Annotated in this window: 22 protein-coding genes; 16 read left to right on the plus strand and 6 right to left on the minus strand. The window is 38.7% G+C overall.

The features are described from left to right. Positions 1–10 precede the first annotated feature (10 nt). The 16 genes from gldL (at position 11) to VJJ03_RS10915 (ending at position 15942) form a co-directional block, all read left to right on the plus strand. Positions 11–709, plus strand: a complete 699-nt coding sequence (gene gldL / locus VJJ03_RS10840) for a gliding motility protein GldL (RefSeq protein WP_009744517.1) — start codon at positions 11–13, stop codon at positions 707–709. 37 nt (positions 710–746) lie between these two features. Beyond that, a complete protein-coding gene (gene gldM, locus VJJ03_RS10845; RefSeq protein ID WP_009744516.1) occupies positions 747–2306 on the plus strand; it encodes a gliding motility protein GldM in 1560 nt (519 codons plus the stop codon). Between the two features lie 14 nt (positions 2307–2320). Next, entirely contained in the window at positions 2321–3223 is a 903-nt protein-coding gene (gldN, locus tag VJJ03_RS10850) for a gliding motility protein GldN (protein WP_009744515.1), read from the plus strand. 45 nt (positions 3224–3268) lie between these two features. Further along, the gene (locus VJJ03_RS10855) at positions 3269–3829 is read left to right on the plus strand and encodes a Crp/Fnr family transcriptional regulator (protein WP_009744514.1); all 561 of its coding nucleotides are present in this window, start codon (positions 3269–3271) and stop codon (positions 3827–3829) included. Positions 3830–3905: 76 nt separating this feature from the next. Further along, the gene (locus tag VJJ03_RS10860) at positions 3906–4601 is read left to right on the plus strand and encodes an L-2-amino-thiazoline-4-carboxylic acid hydrolase (RefSeq protein ID WP_009401265.1); all 696 of its coding nucleotides are present in this window, start codon (positions 3906–3908) and stop codon (positions 4599–4601) included. A 108-nt stretch (positions 4602–4709) separates the two neighbouring features. Beyond that, on the plus strand, positions 4710–5999 hold the full coding sequence (locus tag VJJ03_RS10865) for a hypothetical protein (protein WP_323975578.1): 1290 nt from the start codon (positions 4710–4712) through the stop codon (positions 5997–5999). 518 nt (positions 6000–6517) lie between these two features. Next, the gene (locus VJJ03_RS10870; RefSeq protein ID WP_009401262.1) at positions 6518–7045 is read left to right on the plus strand and encodes a Crp/Fnr family transcriptional regulator; all 528 of its coding nucleotides are present in this window, start codon (positions 6518–6520) and stop codon (positions 7043–7045) included. Positions 7046–7127: 82 nt separating this feature from the next. After that, entirely contained in the window at positions 7128–8198 is a 1071-nt protein-coding gene (locus VJJ03_RS10875; RefSeq protein ID WP_323975580.1) for an Acg family FMN-binding oxidoreductase, read from the plus strand. A 21-nt stretch (positions 8199–8219) separates the two neighbouring features. Then, positions 8220–9080: a DUF6268 family outer membrane beta-barrel protein gene (locus VJJ03_RS10880; protein ID WP_323975582.1), complete on the plus strand. Its 861-nt coding sequence runs from the start codon at positions 8220–8222 to the stop codon at positions 9078–9080. Positions 9081–9451: 371 nt separating this feature from the next. Continuing rightward, positions 9452–10234, plus strand: coding sequence for a hypothetical protein (locus VJJ03_RS10885; protein ID WP_323975584.1), 783 nt, complete (start codon positions 9452–9454; stop codon positions 10232–10234). Positions 10235–10291: 57 nt separating this feature from the next. Further along, positions 10292–10993: a peptide chain release factor H gene (gene prfH / locus VJJ03_RS10890; RefSeq protein ID WP_323975586.1), complete on the plus strand. Its 702-nt coding sequence runs from the start codon at positions 10292–10294 to the stop codon at positions 10991–10993. A 48-nt stretch (positions 10994–11041) separates the two neighbouring features. Continuing rightward, complete coding sequence (locus VJJ03_RS10895; protein ID WP_323975588.1) at positions 11042–12433, plus strand: RtcB family protein; 1392 nt, start codon at positions 11042–11044, stop codon at positions 12431–12433. 123 nt (positions 12434–12556) lie between these two features. Beyond that, positions 12557–13414: an ankyrin repeat domain-containing protein gene (locus tag VJJ03_RS10900; RefSeq protein ID WP_323975590.1), complete on the plus strand. Its 858-nt coding sequence runs from the start codon at positions 12557–12559 to the stop codon at positions 13412–13414. A 47-nt stretch (positions 13415–13461) separates the two neighbouring features. Continuing rightward, positions 13462–14196 (plus strand): hypothetical protein, encoded by a 735-nt coding sequence (locus VJJ03_RS10905; RefSeq protein ID WP_323975592.1) that lies wholly within the window; start codon positions 13462–13464, stop codon positions 14194–14196. 11 nt (positions 14197–14207) lie between these two features. Next, positions 14208–14918, plus strand: a complete 711-nt coding sequence (locus VJJ03_RS10910) for a DUF4272 domain-containing protein (RefSeq protein ID WP_323975594.1) — start codon at positions 14208–14210, stop codon at positions 14916–14918. A gap of 499 nt (positions 14919–15417) precedes the next feature. Beyond that, a complete protein-coding gene (locus VJJ03_RS10915) occupies positions 15418–15942 on the plus strand; it encodes a hypothetical protein (protein WP_323975596.1) in 525 nt (174 codons plus the stop codon). Between the two features lie 37 nt (positions 15943–15979). Here the strand turns inward: VJJ03_RS10915 and VJJ03_RS10920 are convergent, their stop codons facing one another. Genes VJJ03_RS10920 through VJJ03_RS10945 form a run of 6 tightly spaced genes read right to left on the minus strand, consistent with a single transcriptional unit; the run spans position 15980 to position 21578 of the window. Beyond that, positions 15980–16822 (minus strand): ChaN family lipoprotein, encoded by an 843-nt coding sequence (locus VJJ03_RS10920; protein WP_323975597.1) that lies wholly within the window; start codon positions 16820–16822, stop codon positions 15980–15982. 13 nt (positions 16823–16835) lie between these two features. Continuing rightward, entirely contained in the window at positions 16836–17720 is an 885-nt protein-coding gene (locus VJJ03_RS10925) for a DUF4835 family protein (RefSeq protein WP_323975599.1), read from the minus strand. A gap of 23 nt (positions 17721–17743) precedes the next feature. Continuing rightward, entirely contained in the window at positions 17744–18955 is a 1212-nt protein-coding gene (coaBC, locus tag VJJ03_RS10930) for a bifunctional phosphopantothenoylcysteine decarboxylase/phosphopantothenate--cysteine ligase CoaBC (RefSeq protein ID WP_009401249.1), read from the minus strand. After that, positions 18936–19283 (minus strand): DNA-directed RNA polymerase subunit omega, encoded by a 348-nt coding sequence (locus tag VJJ03_RS10935; RefSeq protein WP_009401248.1) that lies wholly within the window; start codon positions 19281–19283, stop codon positions 18936–18938. The genes coaBC and VJJ03_RS10935 overlap by 20 nt, the downstream gene beginning before the upstream one ends. Continuing rightward, positions 19280–20080, minus strand: a complete 801-nt coding sequence (locus VJJ03_RS10940; protein WP_009401247.1) for an outer membrane protein assembly factor BamD — start codon at positions 20078–20080, stop codon at positions 19280–19282. Before VJJ03_RS10940 ends, VJJ03_RS10935 begins: the two co-directional genes overlap by 4 nt. Positions 20081–20117: 37 nt before the next feature. After that, a complete protein-coding gene (locus VJJ03_RS10945; RefSeq protein ID WP_009401246.1) occupies positions 20118–21578 on the minus strand; it encodes an aminoacyl-histidine dipeptidase in 1461 nt (486 codons plus the stop codon). Between the last annotated feature and the right edge of the window lie 196 nt (positions 21579–21774).

The raw sequence follows: 21774 nt of genomic DNA on the forward strand, positions 1-21774 counted from the left end.
AAGTAAAAAAATGGCAAATTCAACAAGGTCATCAAAAAAAATCATAAACATGGTTTATGGACTTGGAGCTTCTGTAGTAATCCTTGGGGCTCTTTTCAAAATTCTTCACTGGGAACTTCCTTTAGGAGGTGTTAAAGTAGGAGGAGGAACTCTCTTGGCAGTAGGGCTTATTACAGAGGCAATTATCTTTGCAATCTCTGCTTTTGAACCTGTAGATGCAGGATATGATTGGTCTTTAGTATTCCCAGAACTTGCAGGTGGAGAACCTAAACAACTTAATTTTAATGGTGCACCACAGTTGGGAAGTCAAAGAACTGAACAAGAAACACAAATGATAAAAGAATCATTATCTCAAAAATTAGATGATATTCTAAGAGAAGCTCATGTGGATGCTAACTTAATGAACTCATTGGCAGTTAGTATTCGTAATTTTGAAGGAGCAGCTAAGAATATTGGACCTGCAGCTGATGCAGTTGCATCTACTCGTAAATATGGAGAAGAACTTACTACAGCTGCTGTTCAATTAGAGGCTTTGAACTCTCTTTATCGTATCCAATTGGAAAGAACTGAACTTCAAGTAAATGCACAAGAAGGTATGGTGGATAACCTTAATTCATTGAATGCACAAGTTAATTCATTTAAAGAACATTTGAGATCTCTCAACACAGTGTATGGTGGTATGCTTTCTGCAATGGGCAGTGCAAAATAATTCTAAATTAGTTAATAATCATTAAAAAAATTTAGAAATGGCAGCAGCGAATTCACCACGACAGAAGATGATTAACCTGATGTATCTGGTTTTCATCGCGATGATGGCTCTCAATATGGGGAAAGAAGTGTTAAGTGCTTTTGGACTTATGAATGAAAAGTTACAAGCCGCAAACCAACGCTATGAATCCACTAATGAAGCCGCTTTCGCAGAGTTAGAGAGAAAGGAACAAGAAAAACCCGACGAGTATAAGGAAGCCTTAGAGAAATCACGTAGGGTGAGGGAACTATCTAATGAATATTATGCTTATTTGGGCGAGCTCAAGGAAAAAGTGATGTCCCAAACAGTCAATAAAACAGATTACCAAATAATGGATCAATCTGACTTCTTAGATGGCATGTTCTTTAAGACAGAAGGATTAAAACCTGAAGGACAAAAATTCTTAGATAATATTAATAATTATCGCAATGAATTGGTGAGCCTATTGGGGTCAAAAGATGATGAGCTTAAGGCTATCATTGAAGAACGTTTTAGTACAGGTACTAATAATAGAGTAAAGAATCGTGACGGAAATGAACTTGGTTGGGTACAGTATAACTATGAAGGATTCCCATATATTGCAGCCGTTACAAAGTTCTCTCAAATTCAATCCGACGTTCGCCAAACAGAGCAAGATTTCTATAAGGCAATGTTAGGAGAAAAAATGAAGGATGAACTTTCCATGAAACACTATACTACCCTGTTGGAACAATCAAGAGGGGCTTACTATACCAATCAAGAGTTTGACGGAGCTATCGTTCTAGGACGTAAGGATAATTCCACCAAACCTAAGAAAGTAGAACTTACTTTGGATGGACGACCTCTTTCAGATTCTCAAGTAGAGGTAGTTGAAGGAAAGATAAAATTGAAAGTAAGTACAGGAAATATAGGAGAGCACAAAATAGCAGGTACTCTTTACTATGAACAAGATGGTGTAGAAACTCCTGTGGAAGTGTCTCAGACATTCACGACTATTCCAAGACCTAATGAAGCAGTAATTTCTGCAGATAAGATGAACGTGGTATACCGAGGTGTAGTGAACCCAATGACTATCTCAATGCCAGGGGTTCCAGATAGTCAAGTAACAGCTTCAGCTCCAGGACTCTCTCGTAAAAGCGGACCTAATTATATTATGAAACCAAATGCAGGTTCTGCAGAAGTTAATATTGTAGTTACAGGTACTTTTGATGGACAAAAGTTTTCTTCCTCTAAGAAATTCCGTGTGAAAGATATTCCTAAACCTGAAGGAGCTATATTGCGTACTACAGGAGCTGTTAAGTTAGGAAAATCTAATGTATTGGCTGGAGAACTTACAGTAATGTTCAATGATTTTGATTTTGACCTTACTACAAGAGTGAATTCATTCCGTATTTTGGTACCTGGACAGCCTAGTGTAGTGGTACAAGGAAATAGAGTAAGTGCTAGTGCAGCAGCAGCAGCGGCTGTTAATAGAGCAAAGAAAGGAGATATCATTCAAATTTCTGAAATTCGTTACTCTGTATCTGGATATAGTGGAACACCTAAACCTGCTACACCTGTATCTATTGAAATATTGTAATAAATTAAACGATTATGAAACAAGCACTAAAAAAAGTCCTTGCGCTATCTTTTGTGTGGATAGTATCCTCAACTACTTTTGCACAGGTGAACATTCTAAATGCAAAGGTACCTTCTGAGATAGGTGCGAAAACCGCAGCTCAACAGGAATCAGATAATGATGTTCCTCTTCCTTATGGATATGTAGATGATCGAGATATTATGTGGTCTACTACTACATGGGAACTCGTTGACTTGGAAGAAAGAGCCAATTTCCCACTGCTATTCCCTATTGATACGATGGAAATTGGTGCAGATCGTCGCTCCTTATATGATGTACTTCTTAGAGCGATGAAAGAAAAAAGACTTACAGAAACTTATGTAGATTCTTATTTTACTGAAAAAAGAAGCTACGATGACCTTAAGTATAGTCTTTCTAAAGCAGATACATTGGATGCTGGGTATGAGATCCTTAATCAAGGAAAACCCTTACCTCCCGAATACATTGTACGTACCGACCTTACCTCAAGAGACATTGTACAGTACCGTATCAAAGGCTTATGGTACTTTGATAAGCGTCAAGGAGAACTCAAATATCGCTTACTTGGAATTGCTCCAGTAGCTCCTGATGTAAGTGTTTTGGGAACTGATGATGCACAATCCAACTTAGTAGAGCTTTTCTGGGTATGGTATCCTTCTGCAAGAAATATTTTGCATAATGCAAGGGTATTTAACCAGTTGAATTCTGCAAATCGTATCTCCTTTGACCACTTGCTTAATGCACGGCGTTTTGTAGGGGTTATCTATAAGGAAGATAACGTGTATGGAGATAGGGAAATTAAGAAATATCTTCCTGATAATGCTTTATACCAACTCTTAGAAGCAGAGCGTATTAAGGAGCGTATCCGCGATAGAGAACAGGATATGTGGGTTTATTAATATAATAAGGAGGCTGTCTGATAAGGACAGTCTCTTTTTCATTGTATGGAAAAACTTATCACCTATATAGAAAAAGTAATACCGCAAGTACCCATAGATGTTGGGGTAATCTCAAAAGTTTTTCAAAAAGAAAATCTTGCTAAAGATACTTTATTGCTGGATTGGGGACAAGTATGTCAGCATTATTATTTCATAAATAAGGGTACACTTAGGATATTCTTTTATGAGGAAGGAGAGGAGTTCACCAGTTGGATAGCTTTTGAAGATTACTTTTTTACTGAGTTTAATAGCTATATGACTCATTTGCCCTCTCGTTATATTATTGTAGCTCTCGAAGATACAGAGGTGTTAAAAATACATGAGCAAAGGATGAATGAATTGCTGCAGAACTGCTCTTGGTGGCAACAGTTCTTCTTGCTAAATCAACAGCAAATCATATTACAGCTAATGAAAACGATTGAGCTTTTTCAAACTCAACCAGCTAAAAACCGCTATGAAGCCTTATTCAGTTTCCCTGCTTTTATACAAAAGGTTAAGCAGAAAGACCTTGCTACAATGTTAGGAATGACCAAATACTCTATCAGCCGCCTTAAATCTTTTAAATAAGAAAATGAAGTTGCCAAAAAGCAACTTTTTTTTGTGTCATATATACTAATTTTGTATTCGTAAAGATAATACGAATATGAATCAAGAAGAACAATATCGTTTTAGACCACTGGATGCTTATCAGTGGATAAAGGACAAAGCGTTGGTATATATAAGGACAAAGCAATGGATAGATGCTTCACAGTTTGAAGAGTTCTTAATTGTATTTGAAAGTAATTTTGTTGTCTCTTTGGAGAAAGTAGCTCCTCTTATTTGTAATGAATTAGACAAAGGAAATGTACAATTTGCAGTTTTGACAGTAGCCTTATATGAGGCTTTTATAGAATTCCATTACTCCGAAAAGGAAGCCTTTCACTATGTGTGTATTGCTGTAAATGAACCAATTGCTCCTTTTATGGAACAGAACACAGAAGCCTTTTTAACAGCCTCTGAGGATCCTTTTGAAACTATTGTTCAAATATCCAAAACACGAGAACAAAACTATTTTGGTAAGAGTTTCACCTTTGTACACCGTATAGATGATGCTTTCGGTTATGTCTTACAAATTAAGAGTTGTCTATTTCATGAAGTATTGAAAGTTCTTGGATATCCTTTTTTGCAATCGATCATTTGTCAGATAGATTGTGGTTGGATAAAAGGTATTAAGTCCGATAAACATGGTTTACAATTTGTACGTCCCACTACCTTTGCTACAGGGACTACTTGTCAAATGTGGTTTATAAAAAAGGAGCCCACTCCAAAAATAGCTAAAAATATTGATGATTTAATGTAATTTTGATTTATAAATAAGCTCTGTATTGTTATGAAAAACTTTTAAAAAGGTCTTCTATTTTGAAAACTATTTTGTATCTTTGCCATATACTATGAGAAGTATCTTTTTATGAAAAAAATAATTTTCTTTTTTTTGTATTTCTTTTTATCAATTATTACAAAAGCTTTTTCACAGGATATTTATATTGATAATCTTGTATCTATTTTACAAGAATTACGAGAAGCTACTACAAAGCATACTGATTTATGGGACAAAGAACTCTATGGAGGACTTCTTTTTGTTGATCCCAAAACACGTATAGTATATGCCAATGAACCGGACAAAGAAGGGTGTCTCCAACCAACGAAGGGACTGTATATAGGCACACTCCCTACTGAAATTAATATAGCTAATACTGCTATGAAATGGGGTGGTAAAGAATGGGCAATGGTAATGCTTCCCTTACCTGATAAAAAGGAAGAACGAATTACGTTATTAGCTCATGAATTATTTCATAGGCTACAACCTCAATTACATTTCATCAATGAAGAAAGGGATAATGCTCACCTTGATACTCAAGAGGGAAGAATCTATCTAAGGTTGGAACTGGAAGCTCTTAAGAAAGCTCTTTTTGCTAAAACACTTAAGGAGCAAAGGAAGCATCTTATGTATGCACTTGCCTTTCGGACTTATAGGTATCAACTTTTTCCAAAAGCAGTTGAGGATGAAAATGTCATGGAAAAGAATGAAGGATTGGCAGAATATACAGGACTTACAGTTGCTGGATTTCAGAATAACCCATCAGTAGGGAATTATTTTAAGGTACGAATTGAAAATTTTGAAAAAAATCCTACCTTTGTTCGCTCATTTGCTTATACTACGATCCCTATATACGGCTATTTTGCCTTCAAAGAAAAGAAATATTGGAATAAGGATATTACTAATGAAACCAATCTTACAGATTACTTCATTAAGTTTTTTAATATTACTCTACCGGAAAACTTCTCTAAATTCCTAAATAAATGGGTTAATATTTATAATGGAGTCAAAATTACTGAACAGGAAAAAATAAGGGAACAGCAACGGCAGCAACTTCTTACACACTACCGTGCAAAACTCATTGACCGTCCACATCTGAGAATTACTTTTCAAAAAATGAAACTCTCCTTTGATCCTCGTAATGTAATTCCTTTAGAAGGGGCAGGAACGGTTTACCCTCAGATTCGAATTACAGATGTATGGGGTGTCCTTTCTGTTACAGGGGGAGCCCTTATTAGCTCTGACTGGAGAACAGTCACAGTGGAGGCTCCTATCGAAATCAATGGGAACCGTGCGCAAAGTAAGAGTTGGAACTTGATATTAGAAAAAGGCTATACAATTGTAGAACAAGAAGGAAATTACATAGTATGTCCTCAGTAAAGCGGTAATTAGTGAAGAGTATAGGCTAACGAAGATTCTTCAATATTGCATTGATATTTAATGGTATGCTTAATAAACTTGTTTAAGCTTTTTTCAAGCTCTTATTCATGTCCCACTAATAAATGACCAACTGTTTCAAATGTAATGAAAGTACAGTTTGGAAATCTGAAAATTACATCTTTCATTCTTTCATAAGAGGCTATTTTATCATCCATGGCGTAAAAAATAAGAAGAGGGAACTTAATTATTCAAATAGGATAATTATTAAAATTTCTTAACATGTCTGGATTTATCCGAGAACTGTCATTTATAATTTCTTGTTTTCTTTGTTCAATAGATAACTTAGAATGATGACTTGAGGACACACCTAATATTTGTTTAAAATGCCAAAGATGAACAAAAGAGGGCTTGAGACCAAATGTTTATTTCTTCTATGCTTGATGGATAAAAAAGAAGAGAAATGGATAGTAATTTGAAAAAATAAATGTATTTTTGTTATTGTTACCCATTATTAAGAAATGCCGTTTAATTTTGATTTTCTCAGCCAGTATTTTACCGAAGTACACTTCACTAAGGGAGCACTCTTGACCTGTGCAGGCAAGGTAGAAAACTATTTGTATTACCTTAGCGAAGGGATTGTACGTTTCTTTTATTATAATTCCATGACCGACAAGGAGACTACTGTGGATATATTGTTCCCAGAGACCTTTTGCCTCTCTTATGCCTCTTTTGTCAAGCAAGAACCCTCATTGCTTTCTATTGAAGCCCTTAAGGATGTTACTGCCTATAAGATAGGTCGCGAACACCTTGAGCACCTGATACAGAAACAGGAGTATCTCCAAATAAAAGCCGATATATTAGAACATTTGCTTATTGAGAAAATGCAACGAGAAGCCCAATTTCTGCTACAATCCCCCGAAGAAATCTACCGTACCCTATTGGAGAAAGATCCTAAGCTTATTCAGAATATTCCGCTGAAATATATCGCTTCTTATATAGGCATTACCCCTCAGGCGCTTAGTAGAATACGGAAACGGATTTTTTGAGTATTCTCATTTTATTAACCCAAGTTCATTTTTTCTATGGTTTTTCGCCGTTATTTTGCCATGAAAAACAAATACAAATAAAATGAACTTCAAAATGTTATCTATTACTCTTATGATGGCGCTGGTTGCCCTTAAGGGACGCGCTCAAGATTCTGATTTCATGACCCTTATCAAGGCAGCTACTCAGGCGCCTTCAGGTCATAACTCTCAGCCTTGGTGGTTTGAGACTACGACTCATAGCATTGTGATCTCTCCGAATTTGGACAAGGCGCTCCCTGCAGTGGATAGCCAGCACCGCGAACTTTTTATTAGCTTGGGTTGTGCCTTAGAGAACCTCTGTACGAAGGCTACCGAACTGCATTACCAGACTGAGGTAATCCTTAGCGAAGAAGGAGTTATCACCGTAGGACTCCATAAGTCCAATACGGTTGTCTCTGACCCTTTAGCAGCTATGATTGACAAACGGCAAACTAACCGCTCTGTCTATGAAAACCGACAAATAGACCCTATACTATTGCAAAGACTTATAGAAAGGGTCTATCAAGGACAGGCTTCTACCGAGAGGCAAGTAAAACTCTATACCTTTGCCAAGGATACTCCACCTTTTGAGACCCTCACCCAAGCGGTACTACAAGGCAATACCGTGCAGATGGGAGACCCTGCTTTCAAAAGCGAACTCCTCTCATGGATTCGTTTTAATAAGAAACACGCTGAGAGTACCCATGATGGGCTGAGCTATGCAGTATTGGGGGCACCTAACCTACCTCGTTGGGTCACCGAACCTATTGTAAAGGCGAGCCTCAAGGCTAAGACGCAGAACAAGACCGACCTAAAGAAGATACAATCCTCTTCGCACATGGTGCTGCTGACCACCGAGAAGAACGATATTCTCACTTGGATACAGATAGGCCGCACTCTTGAACGCTTTTTACTCTTGCTCACTCAGGAGGGAATCGCTCATGCTTACCTTAACCAGCCATGTGAAGTGCCTGAAATCAGTGCTACACTGAGAGAAAATCTTCCCATAGCTCATGCTTACCCCCAAATACTTCTACGTCTTGGTTATGCGCAACCTATGGCCTACTCCAAAAGGAAAGATATTAGAGAAGTCATAAAAGTGAAAAGTGAAGAAAGAAGAGTATGGAATTTATAACAATTAACGATTAACAATTAGATGAAGAAATATCTTTTACTTTTTACCTTTTACTTTTTCTCTGCCTCTGCTCAGGTTTCTTTTAAAACGGATATATTGGGCAAGGGAGAGCTTGTGAGGGAGGAACTCTCCCTACAGGTGCCCATACGTCTTGATTCACTTGCTAAGGATCCCTATAAGCGTATTAGTGTTTGGGTTGTGGGAGGCAATATGGTTTTCCAACAGATGCACCCTACCGAGTTACTACCTTATCAGACGATGAACCTTAGTGCTAATGTGTTGCATCTGCGCCCATTAGGTACCCGTTGGTCATTACTTACGGCCATAGGGATAGGAATATATACGACTGAAAACCGACTCTCGTCCATTGCAATAGGGGAAAATGTAGTAGCCAATGGAGCCTTGCTTTTTATCTGGCATCAGAACCAACATTTGCAAATAGGGGCAGGAACGCTCGTCAATACCCTCTTGAGTTATCCCATGATTTTTCCTACTGCTTTTGTAGAATATCAAGGGGAGCGATGGACAGGATGGGCTAAAGGTAATTTCTTAGAAGGAGGAAAGGGGGCTATAGGCTATCATTTTAATGACGTCTTTTCACTGCATCTCTTAGCCGACGCTTCTATCTATGCCGCTTTCTTGAGAAAGGAGGGCAAAAAAGCTGTCTTCTTCACCCAGCATAGTATCATTGGTCTACAACCTGATTTTAAGGTAGGCAAATACCTATATATCCCTTTGGTTGTGGGGATAGACCTTATGCGTATGAGCATCTACAAGGAGCGGAAGTTTAATACTTTCTTTACACAAACTTTGGAAGGGACGTCCAAACAAAGCTATAGTCCTGCATTCTATTTCTCAGTAGGGATAAAATTAGTAAATTAGCTCATTGTCAAATTTACTAATTTACTGATTGACTCACGGGTAAAACTGTTAATTATTTGTTATTAATCGTTAATCATTGAATATTAATCATTATCTTTGCCACCGATTTTAAACAACTATTGTTTAACCTTCTAAAACTTTTGAAGAAATGACCTATATCAAGTTACATATTACCATAGAATTACCTTTGCACAAGGTAATGCTTCGTGGCGTATCCGCTTGATTAGAATAATAGTATAATATATAGAAAAGCCCGAAGCGACTGCTTCGGGCTTTTTCCTTACCTCAGTCCTCTCCAAAGGAGAGGAAAATCGCTTGTCATACTACGACATTTCCCGAAGCAATTTGTTAATTATTAATTGTCAATTGAGATGGGAAATCTATATATTACATCCGAAGGAGGAACTCGCCTCCGCAATCTGCGTTCTCGTAAGCGTATTGCTCGAACCGACCATGAAAAGTACTTGCGCGCTTGCAACAAACGACAAGACGTGCTCTTAAAACAACGTCGTGAACTGCCTCTTGTTCCTCTTGACGAACCCTACCAAAGGGGTTATGTGCGTTTCTTTGTTGTCTGTGAAGATGTGAAACGCAGTAAGTCAGGTGAGTTTTTTGAAGATTTGTTGAGGAAAATCAATACCTATCAGTATGCTGATAATCGCAAGTTTCAAAAGAAGAAAAAGCGTAGAGGAAAGCGTACCTATATACCTCTAAAACAAGAACTGCGCTCTTTCAGTCAATGGGAGTGGGAAGAGCGGTGCCGCAAAGGCAGATTTACACCACGAGAGCAGGCACTTTTTGGCAAAGTAGAATGCTACTGTCATCGTTCTAAGCGTTTTGAAACTTATTATGAGTTTATAGACCAATGGCGTTTTGAGCTGCGAGTAAGACCCTATATGATTACACACTACCGCCCTATAGATGTAGCCATAGAGCGAGAACTTGCCGACTTGGAGAAGGTCACAGAAGATTATAAGAACAGGGGTATTATCAGGCATAAAATCTATGGAGGCAGTTATTCGTGGAAGCAATACGAGAAGCGCTATACGCCTAAGGAAAAGTACAAACGCACCCCGCTAAAAGAAGTAGTTGCTCTTAGGTATCACACCTCAGCAATAGAAATCGCTGATTTCCTCTTAGAGGTCAATATTTAACCCTTATCTGAACAGTCTGCCCGTCAGACTTGTCTGATTTACAAAAAAACAAAGAAAATGCAAGAAAAAATCATACAAATCACCGCAGGGCGCGGTCCTTTAGAATGCCAATGGGTAGTGGCCAAAGTGCTGAAAGTCTTTTTGCAAGAAGCCACCCAAGCGGGCATCAGCTATACTATTCTCAGCCGTGAGGAAGGCGATGCCAACCTCACTGTAAAATCGGTTACGGTGCAACTCAAGGGCAAGGAGTTAGCCGCTTTTTTGAAAACTTGGCTCGGCACAGTGTGCTGGGTAGGCAAGAGCACTTTTCGTAAGTTCCACCAGCGCAGCAATTGGTATATAGGCGTTTTTGAGCTTGACCAACTGCAACGACAGCCTTTCTCCGAGCGCGATGTACAGTTCCAAACTACTCGTTCGCAAGGCAATGGCGGACAGAATGTAAACAAGGTAAATTCGGCCGTACGCGCTACCCATCTGCCTACGGGTATCAGCGTATTGGCACAGGATTCGCGTTCGCAATTAGACAATAAGAAACTCGCCCTTACCCGCCTCAAGGAAAAGCTCGCTGAGGTGGAGCTCCAGCAACTTGCCGAGCAAGCGCAGAGCCATTGGAACAATCACACCCAAGTGCAACGAGGCAACCCTGTGCGCACTTTCAAAGGCACTGATTTTAAAAGCACTTATGTAGAAAAGAGCTATAAGAAAGAACGTGCTGCTGCCAAACGCCTCTGTAGGGGCGAATGGCAATTCGCCCATTAACAATGGTAATTCGCTTAGCAAATACCTAAGCCCTAACACCTAAAAAAAATGGCAAATTTAAAACTCAAAGGGAAAGACCTCCTCAAGTTAGGCTTCCCGAATAATCAATCTATTAATGTAGCGTTAGAAGTGATGAAGCGCAATTTCGCTACTAAGAATACCGCTTATGTAAAGTCGGTACTTGAAGATATTTTAAAAAATCCTGTGCAGTACGAGGGGCATCTTACTTTTGGTCAGATAGCCGAAGCGCTGCTTTCATCTACCAAAACCGAAAAACGACAGCTCAATGCCTCACGAGCGCCTTATCATATCTTTGGCGATGACATCACTGAAGAGGCTAAAACGCAACTCTATACAGCGCTCAAGCTCCCTATTTCGGTAGGGGGAGCCTTGATGCCCGATGCACATAGTGGCTATGGCTTGCCTATAGGGGGCGTGCTGGCGGTAGAGAATGCTGTGATTCCTTATGGGGTAGGCTTGGACATTGGTTGCCGTATGTGCCTTAGTATCTTGGATATCCCTGTGTCCTACCTCTCAGGGGCACGTGATAAGTACGAGAAAGCCCTTATGGAGCACACCAAGTTTGGTATGTACGAACATCATAAGTCGCATGTAGAGCACGAGATTTTCGACCGCGATACTTTTTTACTGATTCCTATCCTCAAGCGATTGAAAGACAAGGCAATCAAGCAGATGGGTACTTCGGGCAGTGGCAACCACTTTGTGGAGTTTGGCGAGGTAGAACTCTTAGCCGACGATCCGCAGATAGGTTTGCCCAAAGGAAAATATCTCGGTATACTTTCTCATAGTGGGTCGCGTGGCTTTGGTGCAGAAATTGCTCAGTATTATGTGCGAGTAGCTGCCGAACAGTGTCCGCTCCCGAAAGAAGCCCAACAGTTTGGATGGCTCGACCTCTCTACCCACTTAGGGTTAGAGTATTGGACGGCTATGAACCTTGCTGGCGATTACGCTTCGGCTTGTCATGAGGACATTCATCGTAGGCTTATCCGAGCCGTTGGCGGTCGCCTCAGAGCGCGTATAGAGAACCACCACAATTTTGCATGGAAGGAAATTCACGATGGTAAGGAGGTGATCGTACACCGCAAAGGTGCTACTCCAGCAGGGGAGGGCATATTGGGTATAATCCCTGCCTCTATGACCGATGCTGGTTATATTGTGCGGGGTAAGGGCAATGCCGAGAGTTTCGATTCAGCATCGCATGGCGCAGGACGTGCTTTCTCGCGTAATGAGAGCCGCAGCCGCTTTACCTCCTCCGACATCAAAAAAGCCCTCAAAATCAAGGATATTACTCTTATTGGTGGCAATGCCGAAGAAGCCCCTATGGCTTATAAAAACATAGAAACGGTAATGGCTTCCCAAAGTGATTTGGTGGACATTATTGGTACTTTTCAGCCGAGAATTGTACGTATGGACAGGTAGTTAGTGACTAACGACAAGCGACAAGTAACTAATAACACAGTAGAATCAGTCATTTGTCATTTGTTACTATTTTTACTATCTTTGTCCCCATGATTTTTCACTATTCATTTTTCACTCAAAGAGATGACCAAGAAAAAGAAAACCCTTCCCGCCAACTTCAACGAACTGTTAGAAGCCAAAGATTTAGACGCACTTGAAGCGGTGTTCAACGAATGTGAGTTAAACGCTTACGACCGTCGTTCGTTCAAGACCCCTGCGCTTTCTTTTTATAAGATTCCGCTGGAGCTAATGGACTGGCTGATTGCTCAAGGGGCAGATATCAATGCCAAAGATAATATGGGGGCACAATGTGATAGAGCGTACACTCATAACGGCGGAGGCTATCTGCCTCAAGCTCTCAAGGCTATCAAAATTTATTTGAACGCAGGATTGAAGCCTACTGAATATGCTAGAGAACGACTCACTATCATAGGTGAAGATTTTGAATTTCGCCGTGCTGATACTGATTCTGAATGGTTAGAAGAAGCAGATGCTTCCCTCCAAGAACTATACATACTCTTTGATGTGCCTCCTGTACCACGTCGCATACAGCATGATGGCAAATTGCCTATTGTACTGGCAGGCGATACGTGGGAAGAGCGTTACGAGCAGGCTTGGATACTTTTGATATCTAGCAAAGGCAGTGCATCCACTGTGCAGGGTGAGGTAGTGCGTATTGCAGGTAGAGTGAATGATGAACTTTTGCGTAACGCAATGAGCAACTGGGATAAGGAATACCGCAAGATGATCACAACCATTAGCGGTTACTTGACTCAGGGTAATCCACTTACCGAAGCAGAACTTACCGAAGTAGCCGATATTCAAAAGCACATCTTAGAAGACGATGGTACAGGTACCCAACGCTTGTGTGAATTAACGACCGTTTGGGTGGTGCAGAACCCTCAGCCTATTGCTTTTGGGAAAGTAAATTATAAATACTAAAACAAAAAAATCCTTTACTAAAGACTTTTGAATGTTGACTTTGAGATATGGTAAAACTTACTGAAATAAGAAGTGTACTTGAAAAAGAAGACCTTGATACGATTTATCTGCGACACTTTCAGTGGATAAAAACATTAATCCCTTTTTGGAAAGAGGCTGTTGTCAGAATCGCAGAACTGAAGAATTTTCCTATAGAGAAAAGGGACAAACATCTCAAATCTATTGAAATGTCACTGGAACTGATGCCTGCTTGGCGACTCAAAAAAATAAAATACGTTGATGCCAGAAGAAAAGAAATAGATAGTGCAATTAGTTTTATTCGCCCCTCTTCATTCACACCAGCGATTTTAAAATACGCCTTTGCCCCTTTTTGTATGAATATGATTGGTATTCTTCGTCCTTTTTTGTATGTTTCCAATTCATATTATTCAGATGAGCAAGTACCCACTGTTATTGCACAGAGCATCTATGAGATAGCAATTTTACATACTTCTTTCCCATTTAATACGAGTGATTTTGTATATTTTCTTCCAGCGGAAAAGTCTATTCACACGGATAATCCAGCTGATTTGGATAATTGGCACCTAATGATGGATACAGTGGGGAAAGCTTTACAAATCACCCCTTTAATAGAAGAAGTTTATAAGCAGGCTACCGAAATTTGGAAATCTTATGACCGACCTTTTCAGTGGGAATACAATCAGGATATTTGGCATTTGGAGGAGGAAAATTTATCACAGCAGTTGCACGATTTAACTGTAAAAGCCTTTCATAATAAATAACATCAAAATTTATGGAACATAACAATATTATTACTGCGCAAGAGCGCAAAAACAAGAGTATTGCCATACTTGCCTCGCAAGGTGTGCCTTATATAGAGCATTTGCCCTTGCGTTATGAAACAGAGGAAGTAACCCCTCGTGATAAAAAGGAAGTTATTGAGCGGGTTGCTTGCTCTTTTGCTTCTATCATGTGTGCTTTATCTATCGGTAAAAAGGAATATACTGAGGAGGATAAGGTATATATGACACAAGATTTTCTTTCAGCCAAATACGATGCTCTTGACCTGCTTACCCCTATGGAGAAACAGGTGATTGCAGGTGCTGTAAGCGAAGCAGAAGCTATAAATGCTGCTTGGAAATATGAGTCGATTTGGACATTGCTCTGGGCTTTAGGCATCGTAGAAGAGCTATCGTTTCCCAATGAGATTTGTGATTGTGATTTGGTAATGCATACAATGGATCGTTTTGAAGGACTTAGCGACTTTATGGCACATACTACCTTGCGCCCCATAGATGAAATATTGCAAGCCTTAGACTTGCATTATCGCTATCACTGGGCGGCGGTCAATGCTCGTGTGAATGGATCAGACCCAGCAGGTATAGATGAAGAAGTGATAATGGAACGCCGTGCAGGCTTGGAGTGGCTCTGTTGCAAAGATGAAGAGAACGATAACCTTACTGATACCTATAACGCTTGGGATTACCCTGATTTGAATACTTAGTAGGTGAATAGTTAAAATATCATTTTCATAATATAAAAATCTCAATGATTTTATCTTTGAGAGTAAGGAAGGAAAACAAATTGATTTTATTGTTTATCATTAAGAAAAGAATGGAATGAGAAGAAAGTTTCTTTTATATTTTAATATTTGGTGTTTATTATCAGTGATTCTTGCACCGATAATAATAGTTACTTTTTTCTATAATCAGGATTTTTACCAAAAGAGCATCATAGAGTTTGTTTGTGGAAGTATTTTTGTTTCTGCATATCTCTTATTTCCATCTCTTTTTATATATCAGCTATTCACCAGAATAAGAAATAGAGAAAAAACACGAAATTTCACTATTTCTTTAATAACCTTTTTTGTTATTCTTCTGAGTATTTTGTTCTATATAGGTTTATATTGGATAATAGATGAGGCTGTTACAAATGTTTATAGAAATGATACATAGTTAAAAATGAGACAATAAGAAAGTTCTAATGACCTTAATACAATTATTATGCACTTATATCCTGCTATATCTTTAGAATTAGAGATAGCAATGAAACTTTTGTTTCCTTTGTTAGTCCTTCACTTGATTGTTTTTGTAATAAGAAATACAGAGAATGATTTTTCTACTCTATTAGAAAAAATAATAACATGGGGTACCATCATCTATAACGTAGCAGTAGGTTACTTTCTATGCCAATGTGTATGTCCTGTGTACTATGACTGGGAGTTAAACCTTATAGAATGGACTCTTGTGCCTATCTTTTTTGCATTTTTCCTTTTGCTGTTGAATATCCTCTATTTGATAAGATATAAAAATAAGCGTTATGAAAATGTCTTGTTTGTGCTCAGTGGGGGATTATTGCTGCTAACCCTCTATGAGTTTGTAGTTACCCGACCTTTTGAAGAACAAGAGGAAACTTCTTTATTAAGAGAAAATCTTTTAGAACATGCTCCTCTGATTAATTTTGCAATTAACACAGTGGTAAGTTTGTGCTTTATACTGCTTGTGGGCTATAGAAGAAAATGGCTGTGATTGTAAGCCTCATCTCTTTACCTTATTGACAAATTATCTAATTAGATAAGTCTTCATCAACGACTAAAATAAAATCGGCTTGGTTATAGCTTTCTTTAGCCAGTTTTTTAAGCGCTGCTTGGGAGGTAGTGGAGATGGTCAAGATCCGTAGGTTGGGTCGCTCACGCTTGAGATACCACCAAATGCCTTGATAGAAGTCGGAATGGTAGCTTCCATTGAAATGAACAAAGAGAGTATTAGGCTTTAAGTGTGCTAATATAGACTCGGCCATGGTAGCGTCCTTAATAGCCTGTGCCATGGGGAAGTTCTCCGTATTGTGTCCTAGCATCTTTTTCATCTTCTCATATTGGGAGAGTGTACCGTCATAGGGAAAAGGTAGGCGTACCATCCATTGTTTTTCTGTGCTGGGCAGCGTGTCAAGGGCTTGCAACCCTTTCTTATAGACAAGGTTGGCATATTTACGAGGAATATTGGTCGCCACAAAGGGGAACTGGTGTTTCTTGGCAAAATCTACCAGAGGCTTATAATCCGTCTTATAGTTTTTCCATAGGCGAGCTAAGGAGTCCAAACCCTTTTGGTCAATAGCTCCCTGCAAGTAGTGATCTAAGGCTTCTTGGTTGTCTCGCTCCAGCATCTCCGCCCCTAAGATAAGTGGGTGATTGGGTTGTAGGTCTTTGATAAGTTCCAATTCCAACCAGTGGGCAATAGGGTTGTTATGATACTCGCCAAAGAGTACTACATCGGCTTTTTGGCTTCTTTTCAGGAGCTTCTTATAGGAAGTATGTTTGCCCTTCTTGTCAAAGAAAACAAAGGCTTTTTTATCCTGAGCAAAACCTTCAATAGTTAGTAACAACCCCAAGTAAAACAAAATCGTTCTCATACTCCTTCATTTTTCACTTTATCTGCCCCCATTCTTGTGCATGCGTAGGAGCCAATTTCAAGAGTACAGCACGCACCTCTTCTTTTTTATTTAGAGGCTTTCCACCGGAAAGAATCAAAGCTATTTCGTCGGCTTTAGCATCAAAGAAGAGCTGAGAGATAAACCGATTGATACGGCTGTTATTAATCTGATTGAGTTCTAAGAGAGCAGCTCCTATTTCATTTTTTCCTTTTTGGGCATCTTGTGACATGATATCTAATCCCTTGCGATGATAGGTGTATAGTGCCTTGTGGAAAGGAGTGAAATCCTCTGCTAAGAGATCGGTTGCCATTTGCCAACGGTTATTAGAACCATTCTGTTGCCAGGCACTATCGGAGCTACTTTGGGCATTGAGTACTACTGAAAGAGCTTGTTCAAAATAAGAAACTCCTCCCATAGGAGTAAAAGTATCAGCATCTAAACCAATAATAATCAATACATAATAGGCAATAAAGGAGGACAGATTAGAGGTATAACTACTGGGATTAAAATAGATAGGCTCATTCTCAAGGTAAGAGAAAGAGACCCCTTTCTCTTGATAGTTGAGTAAGGGAGTAGGGTAGGCACTACCGTATACGGGACGAGAGGCTTGTATCTGTATATCCGCGGTGAAATTGTTATTTTCAAAAGAAGTGAAAGTAAAAACAAAAGAACAGTTAATACGCTCATTCTCTCTTGCCTTTATATTAGTCCACTGGTTTTTATTAATAAATTCCTGTAGAGATTTTTGTAATGCGGAGAATACACGTTGATTTGTCTGGTTAATACGTTGTGTATTTATAGTTACTTTACAAGAGAGTTCTTGAGAGTAAACTACTGGGGAGAGTAGAATTAGGAAAATAATAATAAGTTTTTTCATAGAATAAAATTTAGAAAGAAGCTCTATTTTATCAATTCAGTGTGGATTTCTGTAAGAATATCTATAGCTATTTCTGTTTTTGATTTCAGAGGAATAGGAATCTCTCTTCCTTTATTGGTAATAAAAGTTACTTTATTGGTATCTCCTCCGAATCCTGCACCCTTGTCATTGAGGGAGTTTAATACAATAGCATCTAAGTTTTTATGAGTGAGTTTTCCTTTAGCATTTTCTATTTCATTTTCTGTTTCAAGGGCAAAACCTATAAGGATTTGTTTATTTTTCCTTTTCCCTAAGGAAGCTAATATATCTTGGGTTTTTGTCAATTCTAAGGAGAATATTTCTGTTTTCTTTTTGATTTTCTGAGGAGCTTGTATTTGTGGTTTATAGTCAGCAACTGCAGCTGCTAATATGGCTATATCTGATTCTTCAAACTTCTCATTAGTTATTTCATACATCTGTTCAGCACTTACTATATGGTATACTTTTACATTATCTATTATAGGAAGTGAAGATGAGGGACCTAATATCAAAGAGACTTCAGCACCCATTAAGGAGGCTATATTAGCTAAAGCTATTCCCATTTTACCAGAGGAGAAATTTCCTATAAAGCGCACAGGATCAATCATTTCATAAGTAGGGCCTGCTGTAATAAGGATTTTCTTTCCCTTGAAGAGGTCCTTCTTAGTAAAGAAAAACTGAGATAGCGTATCCATTATGACCTTAGGCTCTGCCATACGTCCTTTTCCTATCAAGCCACTGGCAAGTTCTCCTTCTTCAGAAGGAATCAGATGATTTCCGTAGGATTCTAAAAGAGAGATATTATGCTTAGTAGAGGGATGATTGTACATATCAAGATCCATAGCAGGAGCAAAAAATACAGGGCATTTGGCTGAGAGATAAGTGGCTAAGATTAAGTTATCACAGATACCTGTTGCCATTTTAGCCAATGTATTAGCAGTGGTGGGGGCTATAAGAAATACATCCGCCCATTGGGCAAGTTCTACATGGCTATTCCATTCATGTTCATTGGTTTGAAAAGAAGTATATACTTTATTCTTAGAGAGCACAGAGAGAGTAAGAGGTGTTACAAATTGACAGGCGTCTTTACTCATAATAACCTTAACGCTTGCCTGTTCTTTGACAAGCAAGCGTATAAGGTTTGGAATCTTGTAAGCTGCTATTCCAGCAGTAATTCCTATAAGTATCTTTTTTCCTTTAAGCGAAGGAATATTCATGGTTGTGTTCTTCATCGGCATAACGATAATAAATGTCCCCATCCAACCACTCTTTTACAGCAATAGCTTGAGGTTTAGGAAGTTTTTCATAGAATTTGGAAACTTCTATTTGTTCTTTATTTTCAAAAACTTCTTCCAAACTATCATTATTGATAGCAAACTCTTCCAATTTTTCTTCCAATTCTCGCTTAATTTCAGCATTGATTTGCGAAGCACGCTTGGCTATGATGGAAATAGCTTCATAGAGATTACCCGTTTGGGCGTCTATTTTATTCTTATCATAGGTGATGGTACTTTGCGGTGCATCAATGCGTTTCAAATTTATCATAATTCACTTATTTTCTTTAAAATATCTTGATACATTTTATCAGCCCTTCCTTTAAAGTCAGAGTCTGGGAAAATACGTACGAAATTCTCATATTGATTCTTAGCTTCTTCAAAGCGCTGTTTCTCTTTGCTCTTTACACTATTTTTTGCTAATTCATAAGCTGAATGAAAGCGATAGTACAGAGCCTCTTCACGGAATACAGAACCAGGATTTTCAATTAGAAAATTATCAAATGACTTAATAGCAGCCTGATAATCACGAATTTTATCATATCCTTTGGCTATTTCAAAACTCTTACGTTGGAGCTTAGTAAGTAGTTCCAAAACCATATTATTAGCCTCTCGTAGATTTTCACTATTTGGGTATCTGTCAATATACTCTTGGAGTGCATCCAGAGCCTTATAAGTACCTTCTTGGTCTAAGCTATATTTTGGAGATTCCAAAAAGTAACATTTTCCTTGTAGGAAGAGAACTTGTTCAGCCTTTTCACTACGAGGGTAATTCTTAGTGAACCGTTCATACTGATACGCTGCCAACAAATACTTTTTTCGTTTGTAATAACTATCTGCATACATGTATAAAGCCTCTTCTCCCTGAGGGCGACCTATATAAAAACCCACGACCTTCTCCAAAAGGCGCATGCTACGAGCATAATCTCCTTTTTCATAAAGAGACTTAGCTACTTTGTATTTTAGTTCATAATCCTCTGTCTTTAAGGCTTTTTGGTATTCTCCACAAGCTGAAAAAGCAAGAGAAATAATAAGCATTATAGCTATTACTTTTCCTTTCATATTCATTGGGCAAAGATACGTATTTTTTTAATACTTCCTAATTTTATTTTTCAGGGGTATTTTTTAGAATTTCCAAAAGATATTTCCAAAATTTCTGTACGGAGGAGATACTTGCCCTTTCAATAGGTGAGTGAGCTCCGAGAATGGTAGGACCAAAACTGATCATATCAATATGAGGGAAGTGTTCACCCAAAAGACCACACTCCAATCCGGCGTGGATAGCTGCTACATTAGGTTTCTCATGGAAAAGTCGTTCATATACTTCTGTTAGTACATGTAAAATAGGAGAATTAGCATTAGGTTCCCAAGCGGGGTATTCTCCAGAGAACTCTATCTTATACCCTGCCAATTCAAAGGCAGCGGCTAAGCTACTAGCTAGATCATGCTTGCTGCTTTCCACAGAAGAACGAGTCATGCTCAATACGGCTATTTTACCATTTTCTACTTTTACATTAGCAATATTGTTACTTGCTTCTACTAAGCCTTCTACGCTGCGACTCATAGCATATACACCACAAGGAGCTGCTGCAATTGCTCTGAAAAGTGCTATTTGAGATTTTACATCCATTACTTTAGCAGGAGTAGCAACTTCCTTTAGAGTGATGGAGAGATGCTCTTCTACCGGTTGTAATTCTTTGAATATAATAGCGGCATTTTCTTTAAGTTCTTTTTCGAAGGCTACTTTGTGTTCAGTAGGTACTACTATGAGGGCTTCGCTCTCACGAGGAATGGCATTGCGCAAGCCGCCTCCATGTAATTGACTTAGACGTAGACCGTATTTTTCATATTGTTGGAAGAGCAAGCGGTTCATGATTTTGTTTGCATTACCACGTCCCATATGGATATTCTGTCCACTATGTCCACCGATAAGGCCTGTAATACTTAGCTGGAAAGCTACTACATTATTAGGGGTTGCTTCCTCTGTATAGTCATGATAAGCAGAGACATCTACAGCACCAGCACAACCTATCTCTATTTCATTATCTTCTTCAGTATCAAGGTTAAGGAGAATTTTCCCACTAAGAGCATCAGAACTAAGTTCTTTGGCACCAGTCATTCCTGTTTCCTCATCGGTAGTGAAGAGTGCTTCTATGGCAGGGTGTTCTATAGTATTGCTTTCGAGAATAGCCATAATAGCAGCAACTCCCAAACCATTGTCAGCACCAAGGGTAGTCCCTTTAGCACGTACCCAGTCGCCATCTATATAAGTTTCAATGCCTTGATTATCAAAATCAAAAACGGTATCATTGTTTTTTTGGCATACCATGTCCAAGTGAGATTGGAGAATGATAGTTTTTTTGTTCTCATATCCCTTAGTAGCGGGTTTGCGGATAATAACATTTCCTGCATGGTCAGAATGTGTCTCTAAACCGAGTTTCTTACCAAATGCTACCATGAAGGCAGTTACTTTCGCTTCTTTCTTGGAAGGACGTGGTACGCCGTTGAGGTCGGCAAAGCGATTCCATACCTCTTTTGGTTCTAATTCTCTAATGGTTGTACTCATTATAAATAGATTGAAAATTAATACTTAACAAGCTTTTACACTTGTCTTAAAAATAAATGGTGTGCAAAGGTACAAAAATTTATTCAATTAGCATATAGCTGTAGAGCGTTTTTTATCACATGCCAATTCCACCTCCAAGTGAAATTTTTCAGCTTGCCTTTTGGTAGAACAAATCTTTAGGTTTTTTAAAGTTTAA

It is taken from the genome of Capnocytophaga sp. G2, from assembly GCF_035282625.1.
GTDB lineage: Bacteria > Bacteroidota > Bacteroidia > Flavobacteriales > Flavobacteriaceae > Capnocytophaga.